This is a genomic window from Gemmatimonadota bacterium (assembly GCA_016714015.1).
GTDB lineage: Bacteria > Gemmatimonadota > Gemmatimonadetes > Gemmatimonadales > Gemmatimonadaceae > Pseudogemmatithrix.
Map to the genome: position 1 here is coordinate 125,054 of JADJNZ010000010.1, position 12,523 is coordinate 137,576.

The following is a 12,523-nucleotide window of genomic DNA, read 5'->3' on the forward strand; positions in this document are numbered from 1 at the left end:
CCTCCGTCATGCATCCCGCACTGCTCCACACGCACAACGCCCTCCGCTGGGTCGTCCTCGTCGCCGGTATCCTCGCCATCGTCAAGGCGGCCGGCGGCCTGAAGGGGGACCGCGACTATGCGCCCGCGCGCCGCGTCGGCGTCGCCTTCATGGCCTCGCTCCATCTCCAGCTTATCCTCGGGCTCCTGCTCTTCGTGGTCTCGCCGCTCGTGCAGCAGGCGATGGGCGACATGGCGGCCACCATGAAGGATGCCGGAACGCGCTTCTTCATCGCCGAGCATCCGACGCTGATGGTGATCGCGGTCGTCGTCGCGACCGTCGGCAGCATCGTCGCGAAGAACGCGAAGGACGACGCGGCGAAGCACCGGAAGCTGCTCGTCTTCACGGCCGTCGCGCTGCTGCTCCTGCTCGCCGGCATCCCGTGGCAGCGCCCGCTGATGCCGGGGATGGGTGGCTGACCGGGTGCCGTTCCAGCTCGTCGCCCCGTTCGAGCCGGCGGGGGACCAGCCGCGCGCGATCGCCGAACTCTCGGCGGGGCTCGTGCGCGGGGATCGGTTCCAGACGCTGCTCGGGGTGACCGGCTCGGGCAAGACGATGACGGTCGCCAACGTCATCGCCGCCCACGGGAAGCCGACGCTGGTGCTCTCCCACAACAAGACGCTCGCCGCGCAGCTCTACGGCGAGCTCAAGGGGTTCTTCCCGCAGAACGCGGTCGAGTACTTCATCTCGTACTACGACTATTACCAGCCCGAAGCCTACGTGCCGTCGTCCGACACGTACATCGAGAAGGACGCCTCGATCAACGAGGACATCGACCGCCTGCGTCTCCGCGCGACCTCGTCGCTGATGGAGCGCGAGGACGTCATCATCGTCGCCACGGTCTCGGCGATCTACGGCCTCGGCGACCCGGAGACGTACCGGGCCTCGATGGTCACGCTGCAGGTGGGGCAGACCATCGCCCGCGACGACATCCTCAAGGCGCTCGTACGCATCCAGTACGGGCGCAACGACGTCGCGTTCGATCGCGGCACCTTCCGCGTGCGCGGGGATACGGTCGAGATCTATCCCGCGTACGAGGAGCAGGCGGTCCGCGTCGAGATGTTCGGCGACGAGATCGAGCGCATCACCAAGATCGACCCGCTCACGGGGAAGGCGATCGCGAGCCTGCCGCGCACGGCGGTGTATCCGGCGAAGCACTTCGTGACGACGCGCCCCTCGCTGGAGCGTGCGGTGAAGGAGATCCGCGCCGAGCTCGTCGAACGGCTCGCCGCGCTCAAGGCCGCGAACAAGCTCCTCGAGGCGCAGCGGCTCGAGTCGCGCACGAACTTCGACATCGAGATGATGCTCGAGATCGGCACCTGCCCGGGCATCGAGAACTACTCGCGAGTGCTCGCCGGCCGCCAGCCCGGCGCGCGACCGGCCTGCCTCTTCGACTACTTCCCCGACGACTTCCTCGTCGTCGTCGACGAGTCGCACGTCACGCTCCCGCAGATCGGCGGGATGTTCAACGGCGACCGCGCCCGCAAGACGACGCTCGTCGAGTACGGATTCCGGCTGCCGAGCGCCCTCGACAACCGGCCGCTGATGTTCGACGAGTTCCTCTCGCTCACGCCGCGCGCGATCAACGTGAGCGCGACGCCGGGTGACCTCGAGCTCAAGCTCTCCGAGGGCGTCGTCGTCGAGCAGGTGATCCGCCCGACGGGCCTCCTCGACCCGGTGATCGAGATCCGCCCGGTGAAGGGGCAGGTCGACGACCTGCTGCACGAGATCCGCCTCCGCGAGCGCCGCGGCGAGCGCGTGCTCGTCACGACGCTCACGAAGCGGATGGCCGAGGATCTCACGGACTATCTGGCGCAGGTGGGCGTGCGCGTGCGGTACATGCATGCGGACATCGACGCGATCGAGCGGATGGAGATCGTCCGCGGGCTGCGGCTCGGCGAGTTCGACGTCCTCATCGGCATCAACCTGTTGCGCGAGGGACTCGACCTCCCCGAGGTGTCGCTCGTCGCGATCCTGGATGCCGACCAGGAGGGATTCCTCCGCTCGGATCGGTCGCTCATCCAGACGGTGGGGCGCGCGGCGCGCCACGTCGAGGGACGCGCGATCTTCTATGCCGACCGCATCACCGGCTCCATGCGGCGCTGCCTCGACGAGACGGACCGGCGCCGCCGGACCCAGGAGGCGCACAACGTCGAGCACGGTATCACGCCGGCCGGCGTCATCAAGAGTCATGACCAGGTGCGCGTCATGTCGCGCATCGCCGACGCGCGCGACGGGACCGAGGCCCGGGACGCCGATCGCTCGCGCGGCAAGAAGCAGAAGAAGGTCGCCGAGGCGCAGAAGGCCTGGGGGACCGACGACCTGCCGGCGCTCGTCGCGCGGCTCGAGGAGGAGATGCGCACGGCCGCCAAGGACCTCGATTTCGAGACGGCGGCACGCCTCCGGGACGAGCTCTTCGACCTGAAGGCGGCGATGGGCGACGGCGCGGGGAGGACGGGTCGTGCCCGTCGTTGAAGTCACGGAGCCGGAACTCGTCGCGTGGGGTGAACGGCTCGGCCGCACGATCACCTACCCGCTGCTGATCGCGTTCTCGGGCGAACTCGGGGCGGGCAAGACGACGCTCGTGCGCGCCATCGCCCGCTCGCAGGGGGCGCTCGAGCCGGTCACGAGCCAGTCGTACGGGATCGTCCGCGAGTACCTGTCCGCCAAGGGCCATGTCTTCCACCTCGACCTCTACCGCCTCGAGGGACCGCAGGACCTCCCGCGCATCGGGTGGGATGACATCCTCCGCATCAAGCGCGCCCTCGTGATGGTCGAGTGGCCGGAGCGGGCGCTCGGCCAACTGCCGGCCGGGCATCTGGCGCTTCACCTCGAGCATGTGCCGGACCGGCCGGAGATTCGGCGCCTCTCATGGTGAGGACCGGACTCACGCTCGCGCTCGACGCCGCGGCCGGCCCCGGCACCATCGCCGTGCTGCGTGATGGCGTCGTCATCGCCGAGCGGGAGGTCGAGATGCGGAGCGCGACGGAAGAACGATTCTTCCCCGCGGTGCTCGAGACGCTCTCCGCGGCGGGGTGCGCGGTCCACGACCTCGCGCGCGTGGTCGCGGGAGCGGGACCGGGCAGCTTCACCGCGCTGCGCGTCGTCGGGGCCGTGGCGAAGGGGCTCTGCGAGGGGACGGGGATCCCGCTCGTCGGCGTCCCATCGCTCGTCCTCATCCCGGGCGGCGCGCCCGCCGCCCTCGGCGCCGGTCGGTACCTCGCGACGCTCGACGCGCTGCGCGGGGAGCGCTATGTCGCGCTCGTCACGCTCGACGAGGCGGGAGCGGTCGCGGCGCACGAACCGCTGGGGCTCCTCGAGGTCGCCGCGCTCCCGGAGCGCGCGACAGCGTGCGCGGCCACGCGCATCGGTCCGGACGAGGGGCTCGCCTGCGCTCCACACGCGCGCGGCGTCGCGCGGTGCGGCGCGCTCCTCGAGGCGCTCGGCGTGGTGGACCTGCCGGCATGGGAGCCGGTCTACGGGCGCCTCGCCGAGGCGCAGGTGAAGTGGGAGGCGGCGCACGGCCGTCCGCTCGTGGCCGAGCGCCACGCGACGTGAACGGCGACTCGCCCGATGATTGCGCGGTGCGCCCGGCGACGCTCGCGGATCTGCCGGCGATCCTTTCGATCGAACGCATCGCCTTCAGCGACCCGTGGACGGCCGATGCGTTCCGCAGCATGCTCGGCCAGGATCATGTGCTGACGACGGTCGCCGAGCGCGACGGACGTCTCGTCGGCTATTCGGTCGCCTGGGCGGTCGGGGACGAAGCGGAGCTCGCGAACCTCGCGGTCGCTCCGGAGCACCGGGGCACGGGGGTCGCGAAGCGGTTGCTCGATCACCTCCTGGACGACCTCGATTCACGCGGGGGCGCGACGATCTACCTCGAGGTGCGCGACTCGAACGCCCCCGCGCAGGGGCTGTACCGGAGCCGTGGCTTCACCGCGGCGGGGCGGCGCAAGGGCTACTATCGGAAGCCCACCGAGGACGCGGTCGTGATGCGGCGTCCCCGGGCGGTGGACCTCGGCGACGATTAGTTTTCCCCGGGAAGATTCCGATGCGAGCTCGGCCGGCAGTGCCCGGTATGGTGTGCGCGCGGACTTGACCCATTCCAGGAGGCACTGTGAGCCGCAGCTTGAACAAGGTGACGTTGATCGGGAACCTCGGGGCCGATCCCGAGATCCGCACCACGTCGACGGGGAAGAAGGTCGCGCAGTTCTCGGTGGCGACGGGCCGACAGTGGACGTCGGCGTCGGGCGAGAAGCAGGAGAAGACCGAGTGGCACAAGTGCGTCGCCTGGAACGGCGGCGGCAAGGGCAGCGGCCTCGCCGACATCATCGAGCGCTACGTGAAGAAGGGCGACAAGATCTTCGTCGAGGGCGCGATCGAGTACCGCCAGTACGAGGACAAGGACAAGCAGACCCGCTACATCACGGAGATCAACGTCCGGGAGATCCTCCTCCTCGGCGGCGGTCGCGGCGGCGAGGGCGGCTTCGACGGCGGTTCCCGTCCGGCTCGTGCGGCGAGCAGCGGCAAGTCCGCGGGCGCCAGCGAGGGCTTCGAGGAGTTCCCGGCGGCGATGGACGGCGACGACGATCTGCCGTTCTGAGAGATGGCGGAAGGAAGAAGGCAGAGGGCAGAAACGTCCGGAACGCCATCCGCCTTCCGCCTTCTCCCTTCTGCCTTCCTCAGTACTTCGTCCAGATCACTAGCGCCCCACATGAGTTGCGGGTGCCCTGCAGTTCGACGGGCGTGTTCGACAGGCCGCGATAGTACTCCACGGCCGCGACGTCCACCGGGTTGATGCTGTTCACGTTGAACGGCTGCTGCGTCCGGTCACCGTCGTACACCCAGACGCCGTCCAGCATCACCGCCGTGAAGCAGGTGCCTCGGCGGCCGCCGGAGCCGCGAGCGCCCACCAGGTACGTGCCGCCCGAGCCACCCGTCATGAAGTTGACGCCGCCGAGCGTCTGGAGGGCCTCGGACAGGCGGCCGCGGCTCCGATGCACGATGTCCTCGTTCGTGAGGTAGTCGCCGGTGCGGCTCGCCCGACGGCGCTCGAACTCGGTCAGGCGGGAGGGGTTCTGCGCCTCCACGATCTCCACCGCCGCCATCTCCTCGAACGACACGGTCAGGCCGATCTCCATCTCGACCGTGTCGCCCGTCGAGAACTCGACCGCAGTCCGGAGCGGGGCGAAGCCGATCTTGTTGACCCGGAGGCCGCGGCGTCCCGAGGGGATCCCCGTGATCCGGAAGCGGCCTGCGGAATCGGTCACGGCGCGCAGGCTCGCCGAGGGGATCAGGATCTCGGCGCCGGCGACCGGCTGCTTGGTCGAATCCGCGACCACCGTGCCTACCAGGATCGCCGCCGCGGGCGGTTGGGACAGGGCGGGCCGGCCGATCATCCCGAGTCCCATCAGGAGCGCGAGCTGCGCCCCTCGCAGCCGCAGGAGCAGGCGAGCGACCGGGGCGTGTCGGGGGAGCCTGGAGCTGGGCACGGGGGGTCTCCTGTAGGGGGCCGTGGCATCCGGATAATGGCGCCGGGACCGGTGGGGCGATATGCTGGGCCCCCGGGGCGTTTCCCCGGCGTGGCCTCGTTCGTCACTTTCCGAGACCCTGACCTCGGCGCGCCGAGTCAGGGGTCTATCCGTATCCGCAGTTCCTTCTCCTGCCCACGGTCCCATGTCTCGCTCCCGCCTCGTCTCGACGATCGCGCTGGCCGGCCTCGTGCTGACGCCGCTCCCCTTGCTGGCGCAGGGCGCGCCGCAGACCCATACGGTCAAGAAGGGCGACACCCTGTGGGACATCGCCCGGCAGTATCTCGGCGACCCGTTCAAGTGGCCGGAGATCTATCGCCGCAACACGGCGACCATCGCCGACCCTGACCTCATCTACCCCGATCAGGTCATCATCATCACGGGCGACGTCGCGGCCTCACCGGGGACGCCGGCCGACACCACGGCTGGCGGCGTGACCCCGGTCGCGCCGGCGATGCCCGCTGCCCCGGGTGCCGAGCCCGCCCCGATGACGCCGCAGCCCTCCGGACCGGCGCCGTCCATGACGATCTTCAATCCGGAGCGCTTCCGTGTCGTCCGCGGCGCCCGCGAGTCGCTGGTGCTGCGGGCCCGCCCGCAGGCGGTCCGTCGCGGTGACTACCTCCGTGCGCCGTTCCTGTGGGACGCGGCGGGCGTGACAGGCGCCGGAAAGGTCGGCGCCGCGGTCCAGGCACAGACGGTCGCGCCAACGCGGTTCGAGCGCCCCGTGCAGATCTACGAGCGCGTGTCCATCGCCGTGCCGAGCAATGCGCCCGGCGCGGTGAACGAGGAGTACATCGCCTTCCGCTATGGCCCGCAGCTCGCCGGCGAAGGCCAGGTGATCATCCCGACCGGCGTCTTCCGCCTGATGTCGACGCCGCAGAACGGGCAGGCCGAGGCGATCCTCCTCACCAAGTACGAGGACGTGTACGCCGGGCAGGGCCTGCTCCCGCTCGACGAGCTCCAGATGCCCGCCAACGTGAACCCGGCGCGCGTCGAGTTCGGACTCCGCACCACCGTGCTCTACCTGCAGGGCGAGACGGTCTTCGCCACGACCGGCCAGCACCTGATCCTCGCCGCCGGGGCGAGCGACGGCCTCGTGCCGGGCGACCAGGTGAGCGTGCAGGTGGAGCAGGGCCCGGATGCGCAGGGCGTGCCGCGCGCGCCGCAGGAGATCGCGGTGGTGCAGGTGACGCGCGTGACGACCTGGGGCGCGAGCGCGATCGTGATCGGGCAGACCGAAGGCGTGGTCGCCCCGGGCATGGCGGCGCGCGTCACGGCGAAGATGCCCTGACGGCTACGGCCGTCGCGCAGGACCCCCTAACTTCCGGTCATGACTGAACGACGCGCACTCATCACCGGTGGAGCCGGCTTCATCGGCTCCACCGTCGCCGACGCATTGATCGCCGACGGCTGGTCCGTCACCGTGCTCGACAACCTCTCGAGCGGCAAGCGGCAGCAGGTCCCCGCGGCGGCGACCTTCGTCGAGACCGACATCCGCTCGCCGGAGACCGCGGCGACCATCCGCGAGGGGCGCTTCGACCTCGTCTGCCATCTCGCGGCGCAGATCGACGTGCGGAAGAGCGTCAGCGACCCCGCCTTCGATGTCGACGTCAACATCGGCGGCTCGGTGAACATCATGAGCGCGATCCACGCGAGCGGCCGGAAGACGCGCATGATCTTCGCGTCCACCGGCGGCGCCGTGTACGGCGACTTCGTGCAGCCGCCGAATCTCGAGGACTACGCGAAGGATCCGGAATCGCCGTACGGCATCGCGAAGTTCGCGACCGAGCTCTACCTCGCGTACTACGCGCGCATCCACAAGCTCGACTACATCGCGCTGCGGTTCGCGAACGTCTACGGCCCCCGCCAGGATCCGCACGGCGAGGCCGGAGTGGTCGCGATCTTCTGCCAGCGCGTCATCGACGGCAAGGCGCTCACCGTCTTCGGCGATGGTGGCCAGACGCGTGACTACGTCTTCGTCGGCGACGTCGCCCGCGCCCACGTGCTCGCGGCGAACCATGTCGGCATCCCGGCGGGGAAGGTCGATGCCCGTGCCTTCAACCTCGGTACCGGCGTCGAGACCTCGGTGGTCGAGCTCGCGACGACCCTGATGGCCGCGGCCGGCAAGACGGTCCCCTTCGACCACGCGCCCGCGCGCGCCGGGGAACAGCGGCGCTCCTGCGTGAGTATCGAGAAGGCGAAGGCGGGGCTCGGCTGGCAGCCGCAGGTCGGCCTCCAGGAAGGGCTCCGCCGCACCTACGACTGGTTCTCCAAGCGCTGATGTTCTTCCAACTCGCCGCCGCCGTCCCGTCGTCGCCGCTCGAACTCGTCCTGACGGCCTCCGCGGTCACGAAGGCGGTGCTGGTCGTGCTCGCGCTGCTCTCGCTCGCCTCCTGGGCGGTCATGCTCTCCAAGTGGATGATCTTCCGGCGCGTCGAGCGGTCGGCCGCGGCGTTCATGAAGGAGTTCCGCGCCGCCTCGCGCCTCGACGCCGCGGCCTCGCTCGCGCGACGCTCGCAGCCCAGTGCACACACGCGCGTGCTCGATCGCGCCCTCCAGTTCCTCACCGAGACGCGCACGGTCAGCGACGGCAGCGGCGCCCCGGCCACGCTGTCCGCATCGCAGGTCCAGGCGCTGCGACTCGTGCTGGATGCGGAGACCAACGAGGAGCGGGACGCGCTCGGCACCTACGTGCCGTTCCTCGCGATGGTCGGCTCCGTGAGCCCGCTGCTCGGCCTGCTCGGCACCGTGCTGGGCGTGATCACCGCCTTCCTCGGCGTGGCGCGTGGCGGTTCGGGCAATCTCGCCGCCGTCGCTCCCGGGGTCGCCGAGGCGCTCATCGCGACGGCGTTCGCGCTCGCGGTCGCCATCCCCGCCTACTTCGGCTACAACATCTTCGCCGCGCGGCTCAACCGCTTCGACGGCCAGCTCGAGGGCTTCGGCTCCGAGGTGATCGCGCTCATGGCGCGCGAGGGACGGATCTAGCATGCGCCGCCGCGGCCGCGGGGAGCGGACCCCGCTGAACGCGGAGATCAACGTCGTGTCGCTCATCGACGTGATGATGCTCCTCATGATCATCTTCATGATCACCGCGCCCATGATGCAGGGCGGGGTCGACGTCTCGTTGCCGCGCGCCGAGGCGCGGCCGCTCAACGCGAAGAGCTCGATGACCGTGACCGTCACGCGCGACGGGCGGATCTACGTCGACGAGACCCAGCTCTCGCTCTCGGAGTTCCGCGGGACCATCCGCACGCTCGCCGCCAAGGCGGGCCGCGACGGCATCTACTTCCGCGCCGACCGGCGCGCCGATTATGGTCGCGCCGTCGAGGTCCTGGCGCTCATGCGTGCGGCGGGCATCGGGAACATCGGGCTCGTGACCGAGCCAGAGGAGATCGACCGGTGAGCACGGCGTCCCGCCGCGCACCCGGGCTCGGCGGACCGCTCGCGCTCTCCGTCCTGCTCCACGTGATCGTCATCGCGGGCTTCGTCCTCTACAAGGCCGGACCGGCGCGCGATGTGCCGCCCATGTATCGCGTCGACCTCGTCGCCGCCCCGGCGGGCGAGCGCGCGGTCGGCCTGGTCCGCGAGACCGAAGCTTCCACGCCGCCGACCGAGACGAAGGCCCCGCCTCGCGCGGAGACGAATGCCGCCGAGAAGGTCGCGCCGATCAAGCCGCCGACCAAGCAGGCGAAAGCGCCGGTCCGCGCGACGACCAACATCACGAAGGCTCCCGCGCGCGTCGACGTGACGAAGGCGCCGACGGCGGGCGGTGGTGAGACCGGCGGCGCCGGCACCGACGTCGCCACGGTGCGCACTGAGGGGATCGAATTCCCGTTCCCGGGGTATCTTCAGAACATCGTCCGTCAGGTCGCCCTCAACTTCAAGCCGCGCAATCCCGGCGCGCTGAAGGCCGAGGTCTTCTTCATGATCCGGCGCGACGGCAGCGTGACCGGGTTCCGGTTCGTGACCCGGAGCGGGAACTTCGCCTTCGACCTCGAGGCGGAAGGCGCGGTCGAGGCGGCCAAGGCGGCCTTCGGTCCGCTCCCCTCGGGGTTCACGGAAGACATCCTCCCGATCTCCTTCAGCTTCGACCCCGCACGCCTGCGATGACCGAACGACTCCAGCCCGATCGTGTGATCCATCCTCGACGTCTTCTCCTCGGTCTCGCGACCGTTGCCGCCCTGCTCCCCGCGCCGATTCGCGCCCAGGAGCCGGCCCAGGGGGTGCGCATCGGGCTGACCTATGCGCCGGGCACGCGCCCTGGCCTCTACGTACTCCCGCTCCGCGGGCCGCATGCCGACTCCATCCGGGCGATCATCACCCGCGATCTCGATTTCGGGGACCGCATCTCGGTCATCGCGCCGGACTCCGGGGCGACGCCCAGCGGCAAGCTCAACTATCCGCTCTACGCGCGCCTCGGGGCCGCGGCCGTGCTGCAGCTCACCCTGAACACCGCGGGGGGGCTCCACACGGTGCTTCACGAGGTCGCCGCAGGGCGGGTCCTCAACACGGTCGACTTCCCGCTGCGTGGCGCGCCCAACTCCGCGGAGTGGCGCCGCTCGCTGCACGAGGCGAGCGACGAGGTCGAGCGGTGGGTGACCGGCGTCCGTGGCGTCGCCTCGACGCGCGTCGCATTCGTGCGCGGCGGGACCCTCTGGTCGGTCGATTCCGACGGGGCCAATGCGGCGCCCGTCCCCGGAGTGGGGAGCGCGCTCGGCCCGGTCTGGCATCCGAACGGCACGACGGTCGGCTACACCGAGATGCTCGATGACGGGACCCGCGTGGTCGTGCGGGACCTCGCGAGCGGGAGCGCGCGCCGGTTCGTCCGTGACCGCGGCACCAACGTCTCGCCCTCCTTCTCCCCGGACGGGAAGCAGCTCGCCTTCGCGAGCGGCGAGGACGGGACCGACATCTTCCTCGTGCCGCTCGATGCGAGCGAGGCGCCGTTCCGGGTGACGGTCGGGCGGGGCACCACCAACTCGCAACCGACGTTCGCGCCGGACGGGAAGCGGATTGTCTTCACGACATCCCGGTTGGGGCCGCAACAGCTATATATTACCGACAGCGACGGAGCGAACCCCGAACTGCTGACGACCTCGGGATTCGGGGACCAGCTCTATCGCGCCGACCCCTCGTGGTCGCCGGATGGCCGCTTCGTCGCGTTCTCCACGCAGATCGAAGGGCGCTTCCAGATCGCGACGATCGGCCTGCGGGACCGTGCGGTGAAACAGCACACGATCGACGGGATCAACGAGGATCCCTCGTGGGCGCCGGATGCCCGCCACCTCGTCTTCACGTCGTCCCGCACGGGCAGCAAGCAGTTGTGGGTGCTGGACACCGAGTCCGGACGTCTGCGTCAGCTGACGAGCGGATCGGCCTCACGAATGGCGGCGTGGTCGCCACGGCTTTCCATCGCGCGCTGATCGGGCGCGCCACTGTTTCCTTCACTCAGGGTCCCCACCATGAAGCTCCGTCCCGCCCTCCTCATCGCGCTCGCGGTCACCGCCGCCGGCGCGGCCTGCACGCCGAAGGCCCCGCCGGCCCCGCCGGCCCCGGTCGTCAACCAGGATTCGATCGATGCGGCCGCCCGTGCCCGGGCTGAAGCGGAAGCCGCGGCCCGCGCGCGCGCAGAGGCCGAGGCTCGTGCCCGCGCCGACGCCGAGGCGCGCGCCCGTGCGGAGGCGGAAGCCCGCGCCCGCGCCGAGGCGGCCGCTCGCGCCGCCGTCGACGCCGCCAAGGCCGCCTTCGCCACCGCGATCTACTTCGACCTCGACAAGTCGGAGCTGAGCACCGAGGCGCGCGCGCTCCTCGATGCCAAGCTCCCGCTGCTCCGCACCAATGCGAACGTCCGCATCCGCATCGCCGGCCATGCCGACGACCGCGGCTCGGACGAGTACAACGTCGCGCTCGGCCAGCGCCGTGCCGCGTCGGCGAAGCGCTACTTGGTCGATCAGGGCATCGCCGCCGACCGCATCGACGTGGTGAGCTTCGGCGAGGAGCGTCCGGCCGCGATGGGCTCGGGCGAGGAGTCGTGGGCGAGGAACCGTCGCGACGAGTTCGAGATCATCGTCGGCGGCGAGACGATCCGCCTGCCGCAGGAATGACCCTGATCCGACGCGCGTTGCTCGCGCCGGCCGTCATCCTGACGGCCGGCGCGTGCTTCGCGACCCGGAACGACGTGCGCCTCCTGCAGTCGGACCTGCAGGTGGTGCGCACCGAGGCAACCACGGCGCGGGCCGACGCCGAGGAGCGCGAGGCGATCCAGCAGGCCCGGATCGACAGCACGCTCGCGAGCATCGCGCAGGCGCTGCGCATGGTGGGTGACACCGTGCGCTCCATGCACACCACGACCATGCGGCTGCGCGGGGACGTGCGAGAGGACCTCGTCGCGATCCGCCAGCAGCTCATCACGGTCGAGGCTCGCGTGGGGGCGAGCGCCCAGCGCATCCAGGAACTGCGCGCCGGGCTCGAGGCGGACGCCACCGAACGGGCCGCCCAGCCGATCGACACGACCAAGCCACCCGTCGCGACCGGGGCGCCGACCGCCAGTCCCGGGCCCGCACAGCTCAACGAGCTCGCGCTCGAGCAGCTGCGCGGTGGACGCTGGGGCGCTGCCCGCGGAGCGTTCGGAGCGTTGCTCGCGCAGTACCCGCGCTCCGACCTCGCACCCGACGCACTCTTCGGGATCGGGCAGGCGTACGAGAAGGAGGGTGCGGGTGCGTCCGCCGACTCCGTCTACGCGCTCGTGGTCGACCGGTATCCCGAGTCCGACCGCGCGCCCACCGCGCTGTACAAGCGGGCCACCGCGCTGCGCGTGACCGGCCGCTCGGACGACGCGAAGGCGCTCTATCGCCAGATCGTCGCGAAGTATCCGCGATCCGACGAGGCCGTGCTCGCCGAGGGATTCCTCGGCACGCGCAAGCCCTGACCACGCGCCGGACCCACCGGCC

Annotated in this window: 15 protein-coding genes; 14 read left to right on the plus strand and 1 reads right to left on the minus strand. The window is 70.7% G+C overall.

From position 1 onward, the window contains the following. The first annotated feature begins 8 nt into the window (after window positions 1-8). From IPJ78_17950 to IPJ78_17975, 6 genes are all read left to right on the plus strand, one after another. A complete protein-coding gene (locus tag IPJ78_17950; protein ID MBK7908426.1) occupies window positions 9-458 on the plus strand; it encodes a hypothetical protein in 450 nt (149 codons plus the stop codon). Then, complete coding sequence (uvrB, locus tag IPJ78_17955) at window positions 451-2,514, plus strand: excinuclease ABC subunit UvrB (GenBank protein ID MBK7908427.1); 2,064 nt, start codon at window positions 451-453, stop codon at window positions 2,512-2,514. Before IPJ78_17950 ends, uvrB begins: the two co-directional genes overlap by 8 nt. Continuing rightward, on the plus strand, window positions 2,501-2,917 hold the full coding sequence (tsaE, locus tag IPJ78_17960) for a tRNA (adenosine(37)-N6)-threonylcarbamoyltransferase complex ATPase subunit type 1 TsaE (protein MBK7908428.1): 417 nt from the start codon (window positions 2,501-2,503) through the stop codon (window positions 2,915-2,917). The genes uvrB and tsaE overlap by 14 nt, the downstream gene beginning before the upstream one ends. Continuing rightward, window positions 2,914-3,597, plus strand: coding sequence for a tRNA (adenosine(37)-N6)-threonylcarbamoyltransferase complex dimerization subunit type 1 TsaB (tsaB, locus tag IPJ78_17965; protein ID MBK7908429.1), 684 nt, complete (start codon window positions 2,914-2,916; stop codon window positions 3,595-3,597). The genes tsaE and tsaB overlap by 4 nt, the downstream gene beginning before the upstream one ends. Next, complete coding sequence (rimI, locus tag IPJ78_17970; protein ID MBK7908430.1) at window positions 3,594-4,073, plus strand: ribosomal protein S18-alanine N-acetyltransferase; 480 nt, start codon at window positions 3,594-3,596, stop codon at window positions 4,071-4,073. Before tsaB ends, rimI begins: the two co-directional genes overlap by 4 nt. An 86-nt stretch (window positions 4,074-4,159) precedes the next feature. Then, on the plus strand, window positions 4,160-4,645 hold the full coding sequence (locus IPJ78_17975; GenBank protein ID MBK7908431.1) for a single-stranded DNA-binding protein: 486 nt from the start codon (window positions 4,160-4,162) through the stop codon (window positions 4,643-4,645). A 79-nt stretch (window positions 4,646-4,724) separates the two neighbouring features. Here the strand turns inward: IPJ78_17975 and IPJ78_17980 are convergent, their stop codons facing one another. Continuing rightward, the gene (locus tag IPJ78_17980; protein MBK7908432.1) at window positions 4,725-5,534 is read right to left on the minus strand and encodes a carboxypeptidase-like regulatory domain-containing protein; all 810 of its coding nucleotides are present in this window, start codon (window positions 5,532-5,534) and stop codon (window positions 4,725-4,727) included. 184 nt (window positions 5,535-5,718) lie between these two features. On the opposite strand from IPJ78_17980, the gene IPJ78_17985 reads away from it, so the two are divergent. From IPJ78_17985 to IPJ78_18020, 8 genes are read left to right on the plus strand one after another with little or no spacing between them, the layout of a single operon-like run. Continuing rightward, a complete protein-coding gene (locus IPJ78_17985; protein MBK7908433.1) occupies window positions 5,719-6,864 on the plus strand; it encodes a LysM peptidoglycan-binding domain-containing protein in 1,146 nt (381 codons plus the stop codon). A 39-nt stretch (window positions 6,865-6,903) separates the two neighbouring features. Then, window positions 6,904-7,854 (plus strand): NAD-dependent epimerase/dehydratase family protein, encoded by a 951-nt coding sequence (locus IPJ78_17990; protein ID MBK7908434.1) that lies wholly within the window; start codon window positions 6,904-6,906, stop codon window positions 7,852-7,854. After that, entirely contained in the window at window positions 7,854-8,558 is a 705-nt protein-coding gene (locus IPJ78_17995) for a MotA/TolQ/ExbB proton channel family protein (GenBank protein ID MBK7908435.1), read from the plus strand. Before IPJ78_17990 ends, IPJ78_17995 begins: the two co-directional genes overlap by 1 nt. A gap of 1 nt (window position 8,559) precedes the next feature. Continuing rightward, window positions 8,560-8,976 (plus strand): biopolymer transporter ExbD, encoded by a 417-nt coding sequence (locus IPJ78_18000; protein ID MBK7908436.1) that lies wholly within the window; start codon window positions 8,560-8,562, stop codon window positions 8,974-8,976. Continuing rightward, window positions 8,973-9,683, plus strand: a complete 711-nt coding sequence (locus IPJ78_18005; GenBank protein MBK7908437.1) for a TonB C-terminal domain-containing protein — start codon at window positions 8,973-8,975, stop codon at window positions 9,681-9,683. The genes IPJ78_18000 and IPJ78_18005 overlap by 4 nt, the downstream gene beginning before the upstream one ends. Next, complete coding sequence (locus tag IPJ78_18010; protein MBK7908438.1) at window positions 9,680-10,996, plus strand: PD40 domain-containing protein; 1,317 nt, start codon at window positions 9,680-9,682, stop codon at window positions 10,994-10,996. The genes IPJ78_18005 and IPJ78_18010 overlap by 4 nt, the downstream gene beginning before the upstream one ends. Window positions 10,997-11,035: 39 nt before the next feature. Continuing rightward, window positions 11,036-11,677 (plus strand): peptidoglycan-associated lipoprotein Pal, encoded by a 642-nt coding sequence (pal, locus tag IPJ78_18015; GenBank protein ID MBK7908439.1) that lies wholly within the window; start codon window positions 11,036-11,038, stop codon window positions 11,675-11,677. Next, window positions 11,674-12,501, plus strand: a complete 828-nt coding sequence (locus IPJ78_18020; protein MBK7908440.1) for a tetratricopeptide repeat protein — start codon at window positions 11,674-11,676, stop codon at window positions 12,499-12,501. The genes pal and IPJ78_18020 overlap by 4 nt, the downstream gene beginning before the upstream one ends. Window positions 12,502-12,523: the final 22 nt, after the last annotated feature.

Bases quoted from the DNA above. Each gene is read 5' to 3' on its own strand.
- IPJ78_17985 (MBK7908433.1), top strand. From the start codon at position 5,719: ATGTCTCGCTCCCGCCTCGTCTCGACGATCGCGCTGGCCGGCCTCGTG.
- pal (MBK7908439.1), top strand. From the start codon at position 11,036: ATGAAGCTCCGTCCCGCCCTCCTCATCGCGCTCGCGGTCACCGCCGCC.
- IPJ78_18010 (MBK7908438.1), top strand. From the start codon at position 9,680: ATGACCGAACGACTCCAGCCCGATCGTGTGATCCATCCTCGACGTCTT.
- IPJ78_17990 (MBK7908434.1), top strand. From the start codon at position 6,904: ATGACTGAACGACGCGCACTCATCACCGGTGGAGCCGGCTTCATCGGC.
- IPJ78_18000 (MBK7908436.1), top strand. From the start codon at position 8,560: ATGCGCCGCCGCGGCCGCGGGGAGCGGACCCCGCTGAACGCGGAGATC.
- IPJ78_18020 (MBK7908440.1), top strand. From the start codon at position 11,674: ATGACCCTGATCCGACGCGCGTTGCTCGCGCCGGCCGTCATCCTGACG.
- IPJ78_17950 (MBK7908426.1), top strand. From the start codon at position 9: ATGCATCCCGCACTGCTCCACACGCACAACGCCCTCCGCTGGGTCGTC.
- IPJ78_17995 (MBK7908435.1), top strand. From the start codon at position 7,854: ATGTTCTTCCAACTCGCCGCCGCCGTCCCGTCGTCGCCGCTCGAACTC.